The sequence below is a fragment of the Novosphingobium sp. Fuku2-ISO-50 genome, assembly GCF_001519055.1.
In the GTDB taxonomy this organism is placed as follows: domain Bacteria; phylum Pseudomonadota; class Alphaproteobacteria; order Sphingomonadales; family Sphingomonadaceae; genus Novosphingobium.
On the sequence record NZ_KQ954304.1, the window covers coordinates 22,796 to 42,821 of the forward strand.

The 20,026-nt window shown below is 58.8% G+C and carries 12 protein-coding genes; 6 read left to right on the forward strand and 6 right to left on the reverse strand.

Annotation, left to right across the window (positions count from 1 at the left end; all coding sequences use genetic code 11):
* Position 1 precedes the first annotated feature (1 nt).
* Both mobF and AQZ50_RS18100 read left to right on the forward strand, forming a co-directional pair.
* Positions 2-3,004 carry a MobF family relaxase gene (gene mobF, locus AQZ50_RS18095; protein ID WP_067748471.1) on the forward strand — a complete coding sequence of 1,001 codons (3,003 nt, stop codon included), beginning with the start codon at positions 2-4 and terminating at the stop codon, positions 3,002-3,004.
* An 8-nt stretch (positions 3,005-3,012) separates the two neighbouring features.
* Positions 3,013-3,894 carry a sigma-70 family RNA polymerase sigma factor gene (locus tag AQZ50_RS18100; protein WP_197412548.1) on the forward strand — a complete coding sequence of 294 codons (882 nt, stop codon included), beginning with the start codon at positions 3,013-3,015 and terminating at the stop codon, positions 3,892-3,894.
* Positions 3,895-4,016: 122 nt separating this feature from the next.
* On the opposite strand, the gene AQZ50_RS18105 is transcribed toward AQZ50_RS18100, so the two are convergent.
* From AQZ50_RS18105 to AQZ50_RS18125, 5 genes are all read right to left on the reverse strand, one after another.
* A complete protein-coding gene (locus AQZ50_RS18105) occupies positions 4,017-5,213 on the reverse strand; it encodes a GIY-YIG nuclease family protein (protein WP_067748475.1) in 1,197 nt (398 codons plus the stop codon).
* Positions 5,206-7,272, reverse strand: coding sequence for a DEAD/DEAH box helicase (locus tag AQZ50_RS18110; RefSeq protein WP_067748477.1), 2,067 nt, complete (start codon positions 7,270-7,272; stop codon positions 5,206-5,208). The genes AQZ50_RS18105 and AQZ50_RS18110 overlap by 8 nt, the downstream gene beginning before the upstream one ends.
* Entirely contained in the window at positions 7,269-7,589 is a 321-nt protein-coding gene (locus AQZ50_RS18115) for a type II toxin-antitoxin system YafQ family toxin (protein WP_082703778.1), read from the reverse strand. The genes AQZ50_RS18110 and AQZ50_RS18115 overlap by 4 nt, the downstream gene beginning before the upstream one ends.
* Complete coding sequence (locus AQZ50_RS18120; RefSeq protein WP_231730400.1) at positions 7,573-7,866, reverse strand: type II toxin-antitoxin system RelB/DinJ family antitoxin; 294 nt, start codon at positions 7,864-7,866, stop codon at positions 7,573-7,575. The genes AQZ50_RS18115 and AQZ50_RS18120 overlap by 17 nt, the downstream gene beginning before the upstream one ends.
* A gap of 84 nt (positions 7,867-7,950) precedes the next feature.
* Positions 7,951-10,725, reverse strand: a complete 2,775-nt coding sequence (locus AQZ50_RS18125) for a class I SAM-dependent DNA methyltransferase (protein ID WP_067748483.1) — start codon at positions 10,723-10,725, stop codon at positions 7,951-7,953.
* A 212-nt stretch (positions 10,726-10,937) separates the two neighbouring features.
* Here AQZ50_RS18125 and AQZ50_RS18130 point away from each other — a divergent pair, with 212 nt between their 5' ends.
* The 4 genes from AQZ50_RS18130 to AQZ50_RS18145 all read left to right on the forward strand — a co-directional run bounded on the left by AQZ50_RS18130 (position 10,938) and on the right by AQZ50_RS18145 (position 17,229).
* Entirely contained in the window at positions 10,938-13,295 is a 2,358-nt protein-coding gene (locus AQZ50_RS18130; protein WP_197412549.1) for a tellurite resistance TerB family protein, read from the forward strand.
* On the forward strand, positions 13,295-14,599 hold the full coding sequence (locus AQZ50_RS18135; RefSeq protein WP_067748485.1) for an ATP-binding protein: 1,305 nt from the start codon (positions 13,295-13,297) through the stop codon (positions 14,597-14,599). Before AQZ50_RS18130 ends, AQZ50_RS18135 begins: the two co-directional genes overlap by 1 nt.
* Before the next feature lie 65 nt (positions 14,600-14,664).
* Positions 14,665-16,791, forward strand: coding sequence for a DEAD/DEAH box helicase (locus AQZ50_RS18140; RefSeq protein ID WP_231730401.1), 2,127 nt, complete (start codon positions 14,665-14,667; stop codon positions 16,789-16,791).
* 90 nt (positions 16,792-16,881) lie between these two features.
* Positions 16,882-17,229: a hypothetical protein gene (locus tag AQZ50_RS18145; RefSeq protein WP_067748489.1), complete on the forward strand. Its 348-nt coding sequence runs from the start codon at positions 16,882-16,884 to the stop codon at positions 17,227-17,229.
* A 12-nt stretch (positions 17,230-17,241) separates the two neighbouring features.
* Here AQZ50_RS18145 and AQZ50_RS18150 read toward each other — a convergent pair whose 3' ends face one another.
* Positions 17,242-20,022, reverse strand: a complete 2,781-nt coding sequence (locus tag AQZ50_RS18150) for a conjugal transfer protein TraG N-terminal domain-containing protein (protein WP_067748491.1) — start codon at positions 20,020-20,022, stop codon at positions 17,242-17,244.
* Between the last annotated feature and the right edge of the window lie 4 nt (positions 20,023-20,026).

The window sequence follows — 20,026 nt, forward strand, 5'->3', positions numbered from 1 at the left end:
GATGCTGTCCGTCGCATCGGTGCGGTCAGCCGGCGGGGCTGCCTCCTACTTCGCCAAGGACGACTATTACACTGGCGAGCATTCCAGCGAGGTAAGCGTCTGGGGCGGCCAAGGCGCGACCGAACTAGGGCTTGCCGGTGAGGTCGACAAGCAGGCTTTTGAAAACGTGCTCAACGGCAGGCTACCTAGCGGTGAGCAGGTTGGGGATCCCGAGCGGCGTCGCGCGGGCATGGATCTCACCTTTTCCATGCCCAAATCTGCCAGTGTGCTGGCCTATGTGGCGGGAGATGAGCGCTTGCTCGCCGCTCACATGCAGGCGGTCCGCCAGACCATGGGCTGGGTCGAGAAGAACTTTGCCGAAGGGCGGGTCTACACCGACAACCCGAAGGGCGATCCCATTCGCACCGGCAACCTCACCTACGCGATCTTCCAGCACGACACGAGCCGCAAGCTTGATCCGCAAGCCCATCTCCATGTCGTCATTGCCAACCTGACCAAAGTGGGGGAGCGCTGGCAGGCGCTCCATAACGACCAACTCTGGAAGAACAATTCGATTATCGGCAGTGTCTATCATGCGGCGCTGCGCGCACAGGTCGAGGAACTCGGCTACCGCACAGAACTCACCGGCAAGCATGGTCAGTTCGAAATCGAGGGCGTGCCCGCGCCGGTCCTGCGGGAATTCAGTCAGCGCCGCGAGGAGGTGCTCGCAAAATCTGCCGAAATCGGCATCGCCACCCCGCAGGGTCGCGATGCGGTCGTGGTCCGCACCAGAGACGCCAAGGTCAACCTTGAAGACCGTGGTGTCCTTCGCGCGGAGTGGGGGGAGCGTGCTGCAGGGCTGGGTTTTGATGGTCGCTCGCTCGTGGCTGAGGCAGAGGCGCGGGCAGGAGAGGCGTCCAAGGGCATGGATGGGCATCTTGGCGTGCGGCAGATCGGCGCCATGGTGGCAGGCTGGGCCGAGCGTCTGTCTGAGTGGTTGGGCCCCGGCGATCCCCTGATGACCAGCGGTGTTGGCCGTCTTGGCATGTCGGCTGCCCAGGTCGGTACAGAAATGGCGGTCGCATCGGCCATCAGGATCCTTGGCCAGCGCGAGGCTGCCTTTCCGATCCATGAAGTATCCCGCACGGCGCTGGACCTCGGCATCAAAGGGGTGACCATCGAGGCGGTGGAGTCGCGCGTCCAGCAGTTGGCGGACAAAGGCCAGCTTGTGTTGGGCAAGTCCGGTCGAAGCGACAATACAATTACCCATGTCACCACGCCCGAGCACATCGCCGAAGAACGGTGGCTGCTGGCCGGGATTGATGCAGGGCGCGGGAGCATTCTGCCGATCATGGCGCCAGATCGCGCGGCACTTCGCTTGCAGGCCAAGGCAGGGGAACGCCCGCTGGGACAAGAGCAGTTGGATGCAGCCATTCTCGCTGTATCGAGCCGCGATCGAGTGGTCGTGATCCAGGGGGTCGCGGGGGCCGGCAAGACCACGCTGATTTCTGCGATGGCACAGGCCCTTGCGGAAGATGGCAAGCAGGTGTTGGGCCTCGCACAGGCCAACAAGATGGTCGAAATGCTGAAGGACGAGGCCGGCATTCCGGCCCAGACCTTGTCGTCCTTCGTGCATGAGCATTTGCACGGCGCCTTGGCGGGCAAGGGGGAGGCCTTCGATGCCTCGAAAGTAGCCTTGCAGGACAAGGTTCTCGTTCTCGACGAAGCCTCGCTTGTCGCCAACAAACAGATGAACGACCTCGTGACCATCGCCAACAGACTGGGCGTAAGCCGTCTCGTGATGATCGGGGATCGCGCGCAGTTGCAGCCCATCGACGCTGGCAAGGCCTTCAGTCTGGTGCAGGCCCATGACCCGGCCATGGCGCGGATGGATGTCAGCCTGCGCCAACGCACAGAGCATATGAAGGCGGTCGCGGCGCTGACCAGGACAGGGCACTACAGCGCTGCCTTTCGCGTGCTGGGCGGACGGGTGGTGAGTTCTGGCGCTGATTTTCGCGAGGCGGCAGCGCGCAAATGGCTGGAATTGTCGGCCGATGATCGCAGTCGAACCGCGCTCTATGCCTCGGGCCGCGAGACCCGCGCTTTCCTCAACGACGTTGTTCAGGCCGGGCTCAAGGCTGAGGGAACGTTGCGGGGCGATGGACTGGCCCTGGCACGTGTCGAGAACGTCAATGTTACCCGCGAAGAGTTGCGATATGCGCAGACCTACCGGACCGGGCAGCTTTTGGAGGTTCACGGCGATGCGAAGCCCGGCGGCCTTGAGCGCGGGCATTACCGGATCGTCGACGTTACCAAGACAGGGCGTGTGGTTCTGCGTGACGAGGATGGACGGCGACACAGTTTTCGCCCGGATCGCCTCGATCCCAATGACAAGCGAGATACGCTGACCCTGTCGGTGCGCGAGACGATCCGCGTGCATGAAGGCGAGCGCATCCGCTGGACCGCCAATGACAAGGCACGCGGCCTGTTCAATTCGGCTGAAGCCGAGATCGTCAGCATCACACGTGAGGGTGTGGAGGTGCGGACAAGTGAAGGTGTGAACATGTTGCTGGCGCACGGCGACAAGATGCTCTCACGCCTAGGTCTCGCCTACGCGATCAATATGCATCAGGCACAAGGCATGACCACCGACTACGGCATCGGGGTCATGCATTCCGCCGAAAGGCAATTGTCCAACCAGCGCCTGACCCACGTGATGGCCACCCGCGTGCGCGATGACATTACCATCTACACCAATGATCGTGACCAGTTGCTCCGGGCGATCGAGGCCAACGCCGGGGATAAGGCCAGCGCGCTCGAACACATCGGTGAAAAGGCTGTTGATGTTCAAGTCTCCCCATCTGGTGGAGCTAAGGAAGCGCGTGTCTCCGCCAGACCGGTCGATCGCGCCAATCCTTTTGCCATCGATGGGGTCTCCTTGCGCGTCGAACCCGAAAAGCACGGGTCCGCTCCCAAGCCTCAACTCACTCATCTCCCTGAAAAAACTATCGAACTCGGATTGTGAGCTCCATGATGAAACACACGGCCAAAAAGGGGCATCATCAGCCTGGAAATGCGCCAGAAGGTACCGGCACCACACCTTCAAATGTCAAGCGACCACCGCGCCCCACGCCGCCTAGATCTGCCCGTCCGTCGAAAACGGAGAGCACCAGCGTCTTCGTTACAACAGCATTTGAGTCCGTGCTTTCGTTGTACGAAGTGGAGGATTTTCCCGAAATCGAGAATATGGAGGAGCAGATTTCTGACAAGGATTGTATCCGGAAATTCCTAGCCCGGCTGACCATAAAGGAAGAGCTGGTCATTCGCCTGCGATATGGGCTTGGGGATCATCCGCCCGAAACCTGCAAGGAAATCGGGGAGCAATTCGGGCTGAGCGCCAACAGAATATCGCAGATTGAAAAGAAGGCTTTACGCAGGTTGCGATATTTCGCGATGACGCAGCCGCTGCGGTTGCCGCGTTCGGACCTTGACCGTTTGTGCGGCAGGAAGAAGCCTCGGGAGTATGTCGTCCCTGATAAGCCGGCAAAATTTGAGTCCTCCGATGGTTTCGAAGCGGAGATGGAACATGCGGTTCCCTCGCCATCGCCGCGATCGCGCAAACGGCCGCCGCGCTCGTTGAAGGCAGAGTGGCAATTCGAGCCTTGCAGAAAGCCGCAACATCAAGGGGCGCTCGGCCATCTGCGGCCTTGGCCGCTTCGCATTGCCTTGTTGGTCGGCTGTTACGCGCCCTTCGCGATCTTGGACCTCATCCTTGTATCGGAGACCGCGCGGACGTTGCTGGCAGCTGTGGTTGGGAAATGGGTGACCGCCACACTGGTGATAGTGGCCTGTTATCTCGTCATCGTCCCCGCGGCATTGTTTGAGGACTTTGTCTATCGGGGCAGAAGTGCTTGAACATGCTGGCTCATAATGTGCATTCAGGTTGCTCTGATTTACTAATTATCATGACCCATTTTTGGAGCTGAGCGGCTTTTTTTAGATCAAGAAAACCGCTCAGCGCAAATGTGAGCAAGTGTTCATTCGGTCGTAGGTACGAACCGGGCCTGTGTTGGTTCGTACCTGTATCGCGTGACAGATCCATCGCTGATCTTTGCTATCAGGTCGTCGATGGCCTGAAACGGGATCAAGAACCATTCTCGTGGCTGAACGGTTCTGCCGAAGCGATCGCCAGCGGCCAGATCGAGCCGGGCAGCCGCCAGGGCCTTATGGATCAGGCCCTCCATCTTGCTGCGGTTGATGTTGAAGAGCTGGTATTCGGCGACAACCTCGACATCAGCCAGCAGGAAGGTCGGGTCATTCCGGGCATTGGCAACACGATGGGCAACACTCTGGCCGGTCACGCCGATCTTGTGGATCAGTTCCCGGTGCTCGGCGACATAGGGATGGGCCGACTTGCTGCGCAGGACGTAAATCGTCCCGCTGGCCAGATCGTCAGGTTCAGCAACATCGCCAAACAGCGGGCCTGCGCTCAGGTCTGTGATACGCCGAGCAGTCTCATCGCGATAGAGCGCCTTTTGGAACGACCGGGCCAGCATCGTGACCTCGGTGCCATTGTCATAGATGACGCGCACGCGCCGATCTTTGCGTTCGTAATCCGTAACAAATTCATCGGATGTATCGGCGATCATGGCCATCTGCCCGGCCACAATGAAAAGCTTGCCAGGATGGACCTCGGCAAGGGTGACCTCGGTCTGGTCGATCACCTTGGCCTGTCGCGCGCCCCTTGTCATTTCGGCTTGCACACGCTCGAATTGGGGCTTGAAGCTCTCGAAATCTTCGCACTTTTCGCGATTGGCTATTTCCTCGGCAGCCCGCTTTTCCGCGCGGGGAGCCACATGGCGCAATTTGGTGATGTCGTCGGGCGCTCCCGGCGCAATACCGAGCTCGGCAAGCAGGGCATCATCCCCTAGTTCCTCCGGAGCTACAGACGCCTGACGAGTGGCATCCAGCAGGCCATCATGGTCAATGCTGGCCAGCAATTCACGGGCTTCAAGCAGGCTGCGTAACCGTTCAAGGCGAACAGCATAGAGGCGCTCGAAGATATCCCGATCATCACCATGGCGCGGCAGATGTCCATGCTCGGCCACAAAGCGCTGGATGTCCTCAAAGCCAGCAATGATCCGCTCCTGAAGCGGCGTCAGTGCGCGCTTGGGTTCAGGTGCCGTCTCGACGCCGAGTTCGGCCAACAGTTCAAGATCGCTCAGTTCAGCCATCGGCCGCTGCCTTTGCCGCATGGCGTTGCAGGAACGCGATGCCTTCGGCCATCTTGCGCTCCCAGGCGTCCTGAGAGGTCAGCGAGGGCAGGCGCCCTCGCTCACGCTTGAATTCCAGCGCGCGTTCGGCCAGCATTCTTGCGTCTTCATAGGTCAGCTTTTCTTTCTTGGCGTTAATGATCGCCTGCACCTGAATCAGGGTCTTTTCATCCATCGCCTTGGCCAGCACGGCATAGGTCGCGTCGAAGGGATTCACCCGATCGATCAGGTCGATGTCGAGATCGGTGACGCTCAGGGCAAATTTGCGCACGCCATCAATGAAGGCTGTGCTGCCCGTAAATTCCCCATCGACCACATCGCCGACCATGGCAGCTTTGGCCTGCTGGGTCAGGGTTAGGGCGGCAATGGCGTGCTGACGAACCGCCTCCTGATCTTCATCACTCAATTCAGGAAACTTTTCGCGGATGATCTTGCCCATTTTCAGCTGGGTCAGTTCTTCGGGCACCACCTCGGTGTCGAACATTCCGCGCTCAAGAATGGATTTGTCCTGCACAAAGCTGGCGATCACTTCGTTCAGATCCTCGCGGCAGATTCGCGTCGCTTCGATGCTGGTTGGCAGCTTGAGGCCCTTGATCTCGAAATGCATCTGGCCTTGGGCGTTGACGCCGATGTTCGTGGCGCCCTCCTGGTAGCCATCGGGGCCATATTCAAAGCCGGGCTTGGGGCCAGCATCCTTGGGCGTGAACTCGAAACGGGGCGCCAGAACCTGTTCCATCAGCAGGCTGGCAGCAATGGCCTTGAGATAATCGTTGATCGCGTCCACCACCAGCGGATCGTCCGCAGCCGGTTCCGCGATCAGATTGGTGAAGCGCGCCCGCGTCTTGCCTGGTGCATCGCGGGTGGCCCGGCCGATGATCTGGATGATTTCGGTAAGGCTGGAGCGATAGCCGACGGTCAACGCATGCTCGCACCAGATCCAGTCGAAGCCTTCTTTTGCCATGCCCAGCGCGATGATCACGTCGACAAAGTCCCGGTCGCTGCGCGCAGCGGCGGATTTCAGCGAGGCGACCACGCGGTCGCGCTTGGAGGCATCGTCATCGACCAGATCGGCCACGCGGATCGTCGCACCACCCGCAGTTTTGAGCAAGTGGAAGCCTGTCTCCGGATCGACACCCTGCCATTCGCCGAGGTGCCCCATGATGTCCTCAGATTCGCGATGCTTGTCCTTCAGGCTTTCGCGCGAATTGACAGAGGGGATATGGACGATTGTCTTTACGGTCGGATCCAGCAGCGCCGAGATCTTGTCAGTGTATGGGCCGGTGTAGAAGCTGTAGCCGATGTCCAGCACCTTGAGATACTGGTAGCCGTTGAGCTGCTCGTAATAGGTGTAGGTGACAGGCTCGAACTTGGCCTCGTCATCGGGCGCTAGCACAGGGATCGCATCGCCGCGGAAATAGCTGCCGGTCATGGCCACGATATGGGCCTTGTCGCGAGCAATCAGTTGGGCAAGCTGCGCCCCCAGGCGGTTGCCCGCGTCGGCCGAGACATGGTGGAATTCGTCGATGGCGACGAGCGCATTGTCGAAAGCCTCGACACCCAACTCGTCAAAGGCAAAGCGGAAGGTGGCATGCGTGCAGACCAGCACTCGGGCGTCGCTGGCCAAAAACTCGCCGACCGCCTTCACCTTCGATTTGGCCACCTTGGGGTCATCGGCACCCGGCGCGTTGCACAGGTTCCACTGCGGCGCGACTTCCCAATCGGCCCAGAAGCCATGTTTGCTCAGCGGCTCGCTGTTGAAGCTGGCCCCGATCGAGCGTTCCGGCACACAGACGATGGCCTTCTTCACCCCCTGGTTGGTCAGCTTGTCCAGCGCGATGAACATCAATGCCCGCGACTTGCCCGAGGCAGGCGGCGATTTGATCAGCAGATATTGCTCGCCGCGCTTGTCAAAGGCGCGGGACTGCATCTCGCGCATGCCCAGTTCATTCGGCTTGGCGCTGGCGCCGGTGCCGGCGGGGCGGAATGTCACGGTGGGGATGATGTCGGCATTCTGGGTCATTTGAACAACTCGCTATGGGTTCCGGCGCGCACGAAGACGAGCGTGCCGCCCGGTCCCGCTGTGTCGTCCACTTCGTAGATCAGCAGGAAATCCCCACCGATGTGGCATTCTCTCGTGCCTGCCCATTCGCCTTTCAGCGCGTGGTCTCGCCACTCAGGAGGCAGCGGGGCGTCATTCGCGATCAGCAGCAGCATGGCCTCTTTGAGCTGGCGCATGTCGTAACGGCCAGATCGCGAGAGACGCTCCCAGTCTTTCCTGAATGCCTTGGCCAAATCGAACGTGCGCGGCAGCGTCGCAGCTTTATCCTTCTTTGCCATCGAGTTCGGCAAACATGGTATCAGGATCGGTAAAGCGGGCACGTCGCTGGGCGATGATGTCGCGTGCCTCGTCCAGCGCGGCGCGTGTTTTGGCGTTGGGCACCTTCAGCTCGAGCGGGAACGCCTGGTCGACCGCGATCCGGTGGAACAGCAGGCGCACGGCGTCAGACGCCGTCAGCCCCATGGCTGCCAGCGCTTCGGTGGCCTTGGCCTTCAGCTCATTGTCCATGCGGATATGCAGCATGGAGCTTTGAGACGGCACATGGGGTGCGTTCATCGGGAACTCCTGTATCTCAAATGAGAGATACGCCAAAGGCGCCAAAAGTCAACCGAGCAGCCCTCATGCCGCTGCCCACTGTGGTCATTTTGGGCCGCCCGTCATCTTGGTGTAGAGATCGAACAGCTTTTCCAGGCGTTCCGTGTCGTTTTTGAACCGTCGGCCAATGTAGATGCGCTCCAGCACCTCGTCGTTGCGATCATGCGCGTGGCGCAGGTTTTCCGGCATAGTGTCGGGATCATAGAGATCCGCGATGGTGGCCGGGAAATGCGCCTCGCGCGCCAGCAGGATGTCCTCGGCGCAGCGGGTGAGGTCGGCCTTGTTCTGCTCCGTCAGTTTCGGGACGGGAAAGGTGTTCCAGCCAAGGGTGTTGGAGTAAGAAAAATCGGTGCGCATGCGGACGCAAACCGTGCCGATCCAGACCCAGTGCAGACGCGAGGCGATCAGGGCCATGTTCCACAAGGGGGCGTCATAGAGGGCATAAGCTTTGTGACCAATAATCTGAGACCCGTCTACAACCGAGACTGGCAGGTAAGGCCGATTTTCGGATGATATGGCTGGCATTACAATGATGTGATCGTCGCCTAGGAAACAATCACGAAAGCGATGAGGCGTTTCTGCCAGCTTTCGCGCAGATGCATCGCTTGTCATTTTCGCACGCGCCGCAGCAACCTTGCGGAGGCGCTCGGCGATTGGCGGAATGCGCATAGCCTGATCGACCTGATCGTCTTCAATCCAAAGGCATTTGCGAGCTAGGCCAGATATAATCTCCTTCGAGCCAAGAAAATCACGCAATAGTTTCTTCGCCTCTGGCCATTCATTTTGAATGCTTGCGGCTTCACCCTGTGTCAAAAGAAGATCGACGCCATAGTAAGTGTGATTACCGAACTGCATGTTTGCTCTGTCATCAGCCGGTTTTGAAATGGCCATAACAAAGGTGTCGTCCGCTGGGATCAGGTAGGAGTTTATGACGGAGGTGCGCCTGACAACTGTTTCCCCGTTGTCGGAAATGGAAAAAATGGACTTTTCAGGGCAATCTTGGTTTGAGACGCCCACGATTACCACAGTGACGCCTGCGTTGTGGCTCGCGAGATTCGCCCACTTGAAGCTCGTATGAGCAAAAACAATCTTGTTTCCTGATTGCAGTATGGGCTGCCAAAGGATTGGAACCTGCGCGCCCTGACATATAGAATTCGTTGAAACCAAAGCAGAAACTGTTGGTGTATGCAGCCCGTAATCGGCGGCTTTCATGAACCAACCTGCAACGTAATCGAGGGACTTCCAGCTTTTGACGCGCCCATCGAAAACGCGTGCTAAGTCTTCTTTCTGCTCAACGCTCTGCCACTTGCTGCCCAAATACGGCGGATTGCCGCAGATGTACGTCTCGCCACCCTCGTTCTCGAAGTCGATCTCGGTCTGGTTAAGCGGGGTGCCGAACAGGTCATCCGCCTGCACCTTCACACCGGTTCCCGTGGGCGGGCACAGGCTCAGCCAGTCGAGTCGCAGGGCATTGCCGCAGGTGATCCAGTTCTGGCTGTCGAGCGGCAGGAACTCGGCCAGCGCCTCCTTTTGCCCGCGATAGAGCACATCGCACTGAAATTCGGCGATGATCAGCGCAAGCCGGGCGATCTCGGCGGGGAAGGGACGCAGTTCGATGCCCCGGAAATTGGTCGCGGGGATCACGCTCTTGCGATCCGGTTCGCCGCGCCGGACATTGATGACCGCTTCGATTTCGCGCATCTGCTTGTAGGCGATCACAAGGAAATTGCCACTGCCGCAGGCCGGATCGAACACGCGAATGCGCGCCATCCGGTTGCGCAGGTTGAGTAGCTTGCGCGGATTGTCGCCAGCCTCCTCCAGCGCCGCCCGCAGATCGTCGAGGAACAGCGGGTTGAGCACTTTCAGGATGTTGGGCACGCTGGTGTAATGCATGCCCAGCGCGCTGCGCTCATCATCGTCGGCCACGGCTTGGATCATGCTGCCAAAGATGTCAGGATTGATCTTCTGCCAGTCCAGATTGCCAATCTGGATCAGGTAAGACCGGGCAATGCGGCTGAAGCGCGGCACATCGGTGCTGCCCGAGAAGAGCTGTCCGTTGACGTAAGGGAACACGTCCGCCCAGCGCGGGGTGCCTGCTGCCTTGCGATAGCGGTCGTCCAGCTTGCCCTCATGGCGCGTGGGCGTATCCATCGCCTTGAAGATGGTGCTGATCACCTCATGCGTGTTGCTGGAATCGCGCTCCGACATGCGGTCGACCGTGGCTGTGAACAGCCCTTGACCGTTGAAGATGTCGGTATCCTCGGCAAAGAAGCAGAAGATCAGCCGAGCCATGAAATGGTTCATGTCGGCACGCCGCTCGGCAGCCGCCCAGTCGGGATTGTCCTTCAGCAATTCGACATAGAGCTTGTTGAGTCGGCTCGTCGCCCGGATGTCAAAGGTGCTCTCACGGATCTGCTTGACCGTGGTGATGCCTGCCAAGGGCAGGAACAGGCCGAAGTGATTGGGGAAATCGGCATATTGGCAGGCGACCGTCTCGCCGGTGGCCAGCTCTTCAGCCTGAAAATCCGCGCCGTCTGTGGCGAGGATGAACTTAGCCTTGGCGGCAGTGGTCTTGGGGTTGGCGCGCAGGGCCTGAAGCGTGGCATCGACCTCGCCCGCAGGGCAGGTGGCAATGTGGATGTTGCTGCGCTGAAGAACGCCGCCAGGCACGTCCGAACCGTTCGACGCCCCCGTGCGCAGCTTCTTGAGCGTGGTGGCTTTGTTTCCAAAGGCTTCCAGAAAGGCATACGGAAATTCCGCCGCATCAAAAGGGGCAGCGGCAAGGTCGGTGATGGCTTGTTCGATTTCAACGGCGTTCATGGCTGATCACTAGGCCAATTGCGGTATATGTCGCAAGCTGAAGGCTGCTGGATCGGCTGCGTATATTGCCCGTTGAGTAAGCAAGTTGGTACCCTGTAACCAAATTGGTGTTGTGATTGGTGTTTGAAAATGCTTGCTTTCAGCACGCAGTCCCACTTGCGGCACCCCGGCTGCTGGTTATTGTGTAAGAGAATTCAACAAAGGAATTGGTCTTGAAATTTCTCAAGGGGGCCTTGACCTACGTTCTGGCATTCATTGCCTGCATGTTTGTCGTCGTCACAGCATTAGAAAGCTGGCCGGCAGGCTTGCAGATGTTGTTTGCGTTTGGCGTTCCTGGAATCGTTGTCTGGTGGCGTTCTGAGCAAGGCAAGCCTGCTGCATCGTCGGTCGAGGCAAATGTGAGCATCCCAATGCTCGACCGGACTACTCCCAAAAGAGAGTGGCAACCCGAAAGGGTATCTTCCCCGCGCGGAGGATCCTTGTTGCGTAATACCAGCGAGCCAACTGGCATCCAAGGCTGGGTTCCCAAGGGACAAAATGTAACTGTAGCTGGCCGGGTGTTGCCGGGCATGGTCTACGTTGGGGCAGCTCCAAGTGTTGTCGGCGGTGGCTATGGCGAGCGTTGCCGTGCCTATATCGATCAGAAACAGTCGGTATCATCCGTCGGTGCAGGCAAGAGCGAAGATTCCATGCCGTACTGGCCTGGGTATTCCAGTATTTCGTCAAATTGTCGGGCAACTTATCTCGACTGGTTGGCAGATGGTGCCAAGGATCCCACCGTTAATCCAGGCTATATGTTTCTCTATTTTTATGGATTGGAACGACGCTTTCTCGTCGACAATCCGTCTGAAGATGAAAGGCGTGAGATTCTCGCTGAAGTTCAGCGGCTGCGCGAGCTGTTCGCTGCGAACCATTCGGTCCAGCGCTACCTTGGCGATTTCATTGACGTCGCCAGCCTCGTCCTTAATGCCGACGATCTCAAAACGCCTGTGTTCAAGAGTTGGACTTGGGAGCTTCCGCTCTCTTTGAAGGTCACGCTTGGGGGCATGATCGCCAATGACATTCCCTTGAGCGCCGAATGGCTGCTGAGTTGGTTCCTCTGCCACGGCGAAAAGCGGCTTCGCACACCGGCACACCGCTGCGAGGATGAGTTTAAAGCGCTCTTTTGTAACAAATTTGACCAGCGGTATCCCAAGGGTTTGAAGGTCGCAAAATCCAAGAAACAACTGAAATGCAGCTATCGCGCTGCGTCCGGAGAGTTCAGCAAGGATCTGCCGGTGACGGCAAACGGGCGACCCGTGTTGGATATTTCGGGTCTAACCAAGCCAGTTACGCTGGCACAGGCCATAGCCGATGAGGCGATGGAGGAGTTGGATAAGCTCAGTCGCTTTCTGGGGCGCAACCCGGAACGCAAAGGGAGTTTTGAGGCCCATGCTTTGTTGCCAACCTGCCTTTGGGACCAGTTCCCATCCGAGCAGCGTCAGGATCTGATCAATTGGGTCAAGATTTGCATCGAAGCGGGAGGTTTGGTGCCCGTGGGCGAGGTGTTCGGCCGGATTGGGAATGAAGCAGCAGGGAAAATAACCAAGCGGCAACTAACCGACGTTGCCGATGCGTTGGGCAGTCTTGGGTTCGGATTGGCACCCGATCCCCGTTATGGCCTTCGCATGCCAAAGGAAGGCGAGCCCGTCGTCCTTTTTGAATGGATTGGATCCTGGGATGCCGAATCCGCATCCACTGCATATCGCAATGCTTTAATCGAGCTGGCGCTTGGCGCCTTTATTGCCCAAGCCGATGGCCAAGTGAGCGAGAGTGAGCGGCGGGCCCTGTTCAACCGTATAGCAAGGGTGAGGGACGTTTCTGAACTCGAGTGCAGGCTGCTAAAGGCCAATTTGGATTGGCTTCTGGCTGTTCCTGCCGATATTGCGACCTTGCGAAGTCGGCTCAAGGATGTTGCTAGCGATCAGAAGGTGGCCTTGCGATCTGCAATGATCGCGATTGCCCATGCCGACGGCTTGATCAAGACCGAGGAGGTGGCTGGCATCGAAAAGATCTATCGTATTCTTGGGCTTGACCCTTCCACCGTCTACTCTGATTTGCATGCTGGCGAAGTATCCGACGCCCCCGTGCGCGTGAAGGCGGAAGAACCGGGCGCGCCAGGAGAGGCCATTCCAGACGAACCTCCGACTTCACAGTCGCGGCTTGATCCGAGCCGGATCGCGGCCATACGCTCCGACACGGCCCGGGTTTCATCCGTGCTTGGGCAGATCTTTCAGAGCGAACCTGATGCAGAGCCTGAGCTGAGCGCCTCTATGTCCCCTATAGCCGGCCTTGATACAAAATGTGCCGCTTTGGTTCGTGATGTCATATTGCAAGACTTTTGGAGCGAGGACGAATTCGCAGATCTGGCCAAACGACACGGGCTCATGCCTCTGGGTGCGCTGGAGGCCATTAACGAATGGTCTTTTGCAACCTATGATGAAGCCTTGCTGGATGCGCATGACGGATACGATGTCTCGGATGACATCGCGCAAGCGCTGAAAACGCAATTTGAGAAAGAGGTAGTCTGATGTCCAAGCTGAAGCCCCGCGAACGTGACGCTGTAGTCCAAGCGCTGCGTGCAGGCGTTGTCCCCAAGCTGGGCCTGAGGCACCTGCAGGTCGGTCGGGTGCACGAGATCGAGGAACTCGTGAAGGATATTGATCGGATCGCGGATGGCGGTTCGGCCATTCGGTTTATCATCGGCGAATATGGCTCAGGCAAGACATTCTTCATGAACCTGATCCGGCTGGTGGCGCTGGAAAAGGGGCTAGTCGTCATGTTCGCCGATCTCGCTCCCGATCGCAGACTGCATGCCACAAGCGGCCAGGCTCGCAGCCTCTACGCGGAAATGGCCCGCAATTTGGCCACGCGTACCAAGCCTGATGGTGGGGCGTTGGCCAGCGTCGTTGAGCGTTTCGTAAGTCAGGTCCAGCAGGAGGCAGAGACCAAGGACCTGTTGACGGGCAATGTCATCAGGGAGCGGCTTGCCCACTTTGAAGAGATGACGGGTGGCTTCGATTTCGCGGAGGTGATCCGGCGTTATTGGGAGGGGCATGAGGCAGGCGATGAGGATCTCAAATCTGCGGCCCTACGCTGGCTACGCGGCGAGTTCTCTACCAAGACGGACGCCCGCAAAGCGCTAGGTGTCCGCACGATCGTCGATGACGCGAGCGTTTATGATCATCTGAAGTTGATGTCGGCTTTCGTTTGCGCGGCAGGATACAAAGGCTTGCTGGTTGGCCTCGATGAAATGGTCAACCTCTTCAAGCTGAGCTCGGCGCAGGCCCGGAACGCTAATTATGAGCAGATCCTGCGCATTCTCAATGACGTGCTCCAAGGCAGTGCCGAGAATCTGGGTTTTCTGTTGGGAGGTACGCCAGAGTTCCTGATGAATACCCGTCGCGGCCTGTACAGCTATGAGGCACTGCAATCCCGCTTGGCGGAAAACACATTTGCTCGTGACGGCCTGATCGATTTGTCGGGCCCAGTCATCCGCCTTGCCAGTCTAACGCCGGAAGACCTGTTCGTCCTTCTGTCCAACATTCGCGCGATCATGCAGGGGGAGGACGATGCATTGCCCGATGCCAGTTTGGAGGCATTCATGGCGCATTGCTCTTCGCGGATTGGGGAGGCGTATTTCCGCACGCCCAGAAACACCGTGACGGCATTCGTCAACATGGTGGCGGTCTTACAGCAAAACCCTGGCACTGAATGGACCGACCTGATCGAGAAGATTGAGGTCAGGGAAGACCGGGGCGATGACATGGCCGACATCGATGAACAAGTCGGTGCTGCACCGGTCGACGATGACCTAGCCGCTTTCCGTTTGTGACTTCCGCCTTCGATAAACTCGCTAGGCCAGTCCAGCGATGGATCCGGGCTCAAGGCTGGCGAGAATTGCGCGATATTCAAACGCGAGCGATTCACGTCATCAGGGGCAGCCAGGCTGATGTCATCGTTGCCGCATCGACAGCGGGCGGAAAGACCGAGGCTGCCTTCCTGCCTTTAATTTCCGAAGTCCTCGAAGGAGGTGCCGACGGAAGTGGAGGTTTTGATCTACTCTACATCGCGCCGCTAAAGGCGCTGATAACCGATCAGGCAAACAGACTGGAGGCAATCTGCCAAGAGGCGGAACTTCCAGTTGTGCCTTGGCACGGTGACGTTGCGGCTTCGATCAAGACCCGGGCGACCAAGCGCCCGCGCGGCATTTTGCTTATCACGCCTGAATCACTAGAAGCGCTGTTCATTCGCCGTGGACTTGATGTTCCGCGGCTTTTTCGTTCTGTACGTGCGGTCGTACTCGACGAAGTCCACACCATGCTCGACAGTGAACGCGGCGTTCAACTGCGCTCACTGCTCACGCGTCTGGAACTGGCCATCGGCCGGCCAGTCAGGCGAATAGGGCTTTCCGCGACCTTGGGCGATATGGCACAGGCTTGTGTTTATCTGCGCCCTGATGATGCCGCCAATGTTCAGGTTATTGAAGCGGCCGGCGGAGAGGCTGAGCTTCGTTTGCAACTGCGAGGATACCTGGCGGGCGGAACTGACAAAAGCATTCCGGCGCCAACAGAACTCATTGCGAAGCATATTTTCGATCACCTGCGTGGCACCGATAACTTGGTCTTTGCAGGTTCACGCCAATCGGTTGAAATCTACGCTGACCGTCTGCGGACTATGTGCGAGGACGCCCGCCTCCCGCAGGAATTTTATCCTCACCACGCCAGCCTTTCCCGTGACCACCGCGATCTTGTCGAACGGCGGCTCAAGGATGGCAGATTGCCCACTACGGCAATTTGTACCTCCACATTGGAACTGGGGATCGACATCGGAGATGTAAGCTGTGTGGCCCAGATTGGCGCCCCTTTCAGCGTTGCCTCTCTCCGGCAGCGCTTAGGTAGATCAGGGCGCCGCGCTGGCAAGCCGGCGATCCTGCGCCAATATGCTGTTGAAGCTGCGCTCGACTCGAAAAGCAGTTTTGCCGACAGGCTCCGGCTAGGCCTCATCCGGTCAACCGCCATGATCGAATTGTTACTCGAGAAATGGTGCGAGCCAGCGCAAACTGGGGCTTTGCACCTCTCGACACTGGTGCATCAGATATTGTCGATTATAGCCGAAAAGGGCGGCGCCTATGCCCCTCGGCTCTATCGTATTCTCTGTCAGGACGGACCGTTCCGCCAGGTCAGTTCAGCCATTTTTGCCGATGTCTTGCGCGCCATGGGTCAGGCAGATCCCGCTCTGATTGAGCAGGCCAAGGACGGCCTATTGCTGCTGGGGCCGATGGGAGAAACTTTAGTTTCCCATTACAGCTTCTACGCCGTTTTTCAGACACCGGAGGAATATCGCCTGATTTCTGATGGAAGGGAGTTGGGTACTCTGCCGGTCGACAATATGGTCGCACCGGGCATGATGCTCATATTTTCTGGGCGGCGCTGGTTGGTCCAAGAGGTCGATGATCGTGCCAAGGTCATTCTTGTCACGCCTGCGAAGGCCGGCACCCCACCGATATTTGGCGGTGATGCAGGTATCATTCATGACGTCGTAATTGAGCGTATGTTCTCAGTGCTGAAGCGGAATGACTGCCCCGCCTACATGGACGCTACGGCTCAGGTGCTACTGGCGGAAGCGCGCTCAAACTTTTCCCAAATGCAATTTTCTCGGGGGAGGATCGCACAAATCGGCGAAGGTGAGTGGATTGTCGCTACTGGCTGCGGGACGGTCAAGACAACTACGCTTGCCTTTGCATTGAGGGCGCGGGGCTTTACCGTTCAAATCTATGATGGCTTCCTTGAAGTCTTGATTGCAAAATGCACGCAGCCTCTTGAAGTAGTGCTCAAAGACCTTGCTGATGGCTGCGATGCCAAGCTGTTTGCCGATAATGCCAATTTGATGACGGAGAAGTTTCATCCTTATCTTTCACGAAGGTTGCTTGAAATTGATGTGTTGACGGTTCGTCTCGACGAAAGCTGCCTGCCTACGATTTCTGAAGCTATTCTTTCTGATAGCCAGTTGGTTCATCTGACGTGATTTGGGCGGTGGAGAGCCTTGCTCCATCTGCCCATTCATCGGTGAGTAGTTTTGTTTGCAATATGTTCCGATTTTGCCTATGTAGTAGCTATGTCAGAACTTGATGAAATCGGCCAACTCAAGGCTCAGGTCGACCAACTGACTGCTGAGAACGCAGCCTTGCGCGAGGCTGGCTTTCGTGGGTCGAAGGCCGAAGCGCTGATGGCGCTCGAGTACGATCGTATCCCCACCTTCCTGAAGAGCCATCAGGCCATTGCCTGGCAGCGAAAGATCGCCACAGCGGTGATGGTCGTCGTGCCGGTTATCGTGGTTGCTGTCGCAGTTTTCGGGGGTCTTTATGCCTTTCGGGACCATCAGCAACGTCAAGAAATCGCCGAGAGGCTCGATCGGGTCCATTCTTCCTTCCAGGCAGATCCTGCCTTTCAAACCCAGAAATAGACCACTGCCATATTAGGGTTTGAGGTCATCACGAATTTTAGTTCCATCGGCGTTTGCAGACGTCGCTCTCGCTCCAAACTCCCGTCTGGCCGCCGCATCATCTCCAGCCACTTGTGCCGTCCCCCTCTGAATTGCTGCCCTAGCCGCATTATCGCCCGGCGCATGATGGGCCGTTACCGAGCCACCCATGGGACTCTGAGGTGCGTGGCGAGGTGCTGATCCGGCGCGGCGGTTACTATGTGGCAGAGGGGCGGTCTGCGGCATGGAAAAATCAGCGGGCGCTGGCACGCCCCCCATCGTTGCAGCCGGATCCAACAGCCCCGCCCGAACCGGCGCCAAACCCTCGGCCGCATATTGCTCCAGAATGCGCCCGACGATCATGTTTCGGACTTCGCGCTGATGGGGGGATGGTGTGGTGTTGGTGAGTGAGGGCGCGCCCAGATCGCGGAATTCGGGGCTCGCGGCCATTTCGGCATAGCGCGAGGCAATGACCTGGCTCATGTCGTCGGAGATCTGGTAGCCGTTGCTGCGCGAAAGCGAGGCCATGCGTTCGAGGCGTGCGCCGACTTCATCGGAGCGGGTTGCCTGCCGCTCCAACGATTGGGCTTCAGAAAAATCGCGCTCGATAGCGTGCCGCTTTTCGGCGAAGTTCTCGACGCGGCGGAAGGTGCCATCACGCCAGTAGCCGCCATCCGTGAGCGTGATGTCCTTGCCGTTGGCGTGGTAACGCGCGACATTGCTGCCCTGGCTTTGGCTGAGGTTGTCGCTGGTGCCATGGGCTTCCTGATCGCCGGTGGTCTTGGTCCATTTGTGGTCCCACGAACCGCCTGCCGAACCGCCCACGTCGGCGCCGAGCACTTTGCCGCCGACCCCGGCCTTGATGCCGGCATTGACGCCAAAGGCGTTGGTCTCGGCGTGGCCCAAGGAGCGGCCAGAAGTCAGGCTCTCGCCAATCGTGCGGTTGGTGCCGGTCTGTTGCTTGGAATCAGCCCCCTGCCGGTCGGACAGGGTGGTGGTGTTCCCGCCCTGTCCGCCTGTCGCCCCTTCGCTACCGCTCGCGCGGCGCGAACCGGACGAGAGACTGTCGAGGGTGCGCATCCCATGGCTCCAGCGCTCGGCTGAGGTTTCCCGCATGGCATTGGCGCGTGTGTGATACTGCGCGCCGGTTTGCTGAAGGTTGCCCGTGACGCTCTGCATCTCGCTGGCCGAGAAACCGAAACGACTGATCGCGCCGCTTGTGTTGTAGACCGTGGAGCCATCGGCCATCGTCGAGGTGATCGTGCCATTGTCCCCGCGCATGTTGACCTGCGGGATAGAGCTGGCCGCCACATTCCAGGTCGGTGCGGTGTTGACCTGATGCCCGGTGACATTCTGGAATTGGCTGTTGCCATAGGCATAGTTGCCGGTGGTCCGCTCGACGGCCGCAGCCTCGGCCGCGTGCATCGCGGGCGCCAACATGGCGGTGGTGTTGGACGCGATGGACATGGCGCCCTTGGCCATGCCGGCGGCCATCACCGGCACGAACATCAACAGGTAGCCTGCCAGCGTTTCCATGTTCTGGTTGACGGAATCGATGCCTGCCATTGTCGCCATGGTCATGCCACTCGGAGCGAGTGCGGAAAGCTGGGCCGCCGAATATTGCGTGATGAACATATGGAGCACCGCATAAATCGGCCCCCAAGAGGCGAGGTAGAAGAAGCCCGTGAAATAGCCCTTGAGCAGTGCTGGGCCGGTCTGCGGGAACAGGAAGAGCGGGAAGACCACCGGAAACATCGCATAGAAGACGATGGTGAGGACAAGGTTCAGCACCGGCACCCAGGTCATGGCCTGCCGCGCCGCCGAGATATAGCTGTTCTGCGCCTGCACATCGGCGTGAAGCGCGGCGAAGGTATCGCCGCCGCCCGATCCGAAGTTGGCCCGCGCCTCCATGAAGGCGTTCACCAGAGAGCGCTGCTGGAAAATTGTCTGGGCGTTCATCGAAGTGCCGCCGTAATATGTCTGCACCATCGTCGGCAGGTCATTCTTGAGCTTGGTCACTGCGCTGGCGGCAGGCAGGTTGGGATAGAAGGCGGGCGCCGCTGAGTTGATCGCAGCGGTGGTCAGGGCTGGAAAGGCCTGCACGATAGCCTGATAGGCGCTCTGACAACCGATGATCGAGGCGGTGCCGCCGCCAGCAGGGATCCATGTGGTCGAGCGCGCCGGCGAGCCCGGCCCGATGGCGTAGAGCAGGTCGGGCGAACTGGCCAGCGTCGACCAGCCATTCCCTTGGCCGAGCAGGATGTCATAGAAAGTGCATTGCGCGAGATAGCCCTCGATATTGGCCTTCATGATCGGGTCGGCAATCGTGAACTGGCTGGTGAGATCGTTGAGCTGCGTCGGATAGATCATCCCGCCCGCGCTGTAGGTCAGCGCCGATGGCATGGTGAAAACGCTCTCGGCCGTCTTGGTCAGCCAATTGTTCACCTGGCTGGAAAAGCTGGCGACCATGGCAAGGCCGATCGGTACATTGGCGACCGCGCCATTGCCGACCGTCGGGTTGATCGTGTCGGAGACAACCACCGTGGTCGTGGGCACGATCATGCACATGTACATGGCCGTGGCCGAGAGGAACCAGTGGAACAGCACCCGCCAGTTCAGCGAAAAGGCCATGACCAGCAGGCTGTAGCCCAAGCCCATCACCATCACGACTTGCAGCATCGAACGGAAACCGCCGCCGCCAGTCCAGGCGGCGACGGCGTTGAGCACGTTGACGATATACTGACCGCCCCCGCTGGTGATGACATTGACGGTCATTGGG

Bases quoted from the DNA above. Each gene is read 5' to 3' on its own strand.
- AQZ50_RS18115 (WP_082703778.1), bottom strand. From the start codon at position 7,589: ATGGCAAAGAAGGATAAAGCTGCGACGCTGCCGCGCACGTTCGATTTG.
- AQZ50_RS18100 (WP_197412548.1), top strand. From the start codon at position 3,013: ATGAAACACACGGCCAAAAAGGGGCATCATCAGCCTGGAAATGCGCCA.
- AQZ50_RS18105 (WP_067748475.1), bottom strand. From the start codon at position 5,213: ATGGCTGAACTGAGCGATCTTGAACTGTTGGCCGAACTCGGCGTCGAG.
- AQZ50_RS18120 (WP_231730400.1), bottom strand. From the start codon at position 7,866: ATGAACGCACCCCATGTGCCGTCTCAAAGCTCCATGCTGCATATCCGC.
- AQZ50_RS18145 (WP_067748489.1), top strand. From the start codon at position 16,882: ATGTCAGAACTTGATGAAATCGGCCAACTCAAGGCTCAGGTCGACCAA.
- mobF (WP_067748471.1), top strand. From the start codon at position 2: ATGCTGTCCGTCGCATCGGTGCGGTCAGCCGGCGGGGCTGCCTCCTAC.
- AQZ50_RS18125 (WP_067748483.1), bottom strand. From the start codon at position 10,725: ATGAACGCCGTTGAAATCGAACAAGCCATCACCGACCTTGCCGCTGCC.
- AQZ50_RS18135 (WP_067748485.1), top strand. From the start codon at position 13,295: ATGTCCAAGCTGAAGCCCCGCGAACGTGACGCTGTAGTCCAAGCGCTG.
- AQZ50_RS18110 (WP_067748477.1), bottom strand. From the start codon at position 7,272: ATGACCCAGAATGCCGACATCATCCCCACCGTGACATTCCGCCCCGCC.
- AQZ50_RS18150 (WP_067748491.1), bottom strand. From the start codon at position 20,022: ATGACCGTCAATGTCATCACCAGCGGGGGCGGTCAGTATATCGTCAAC.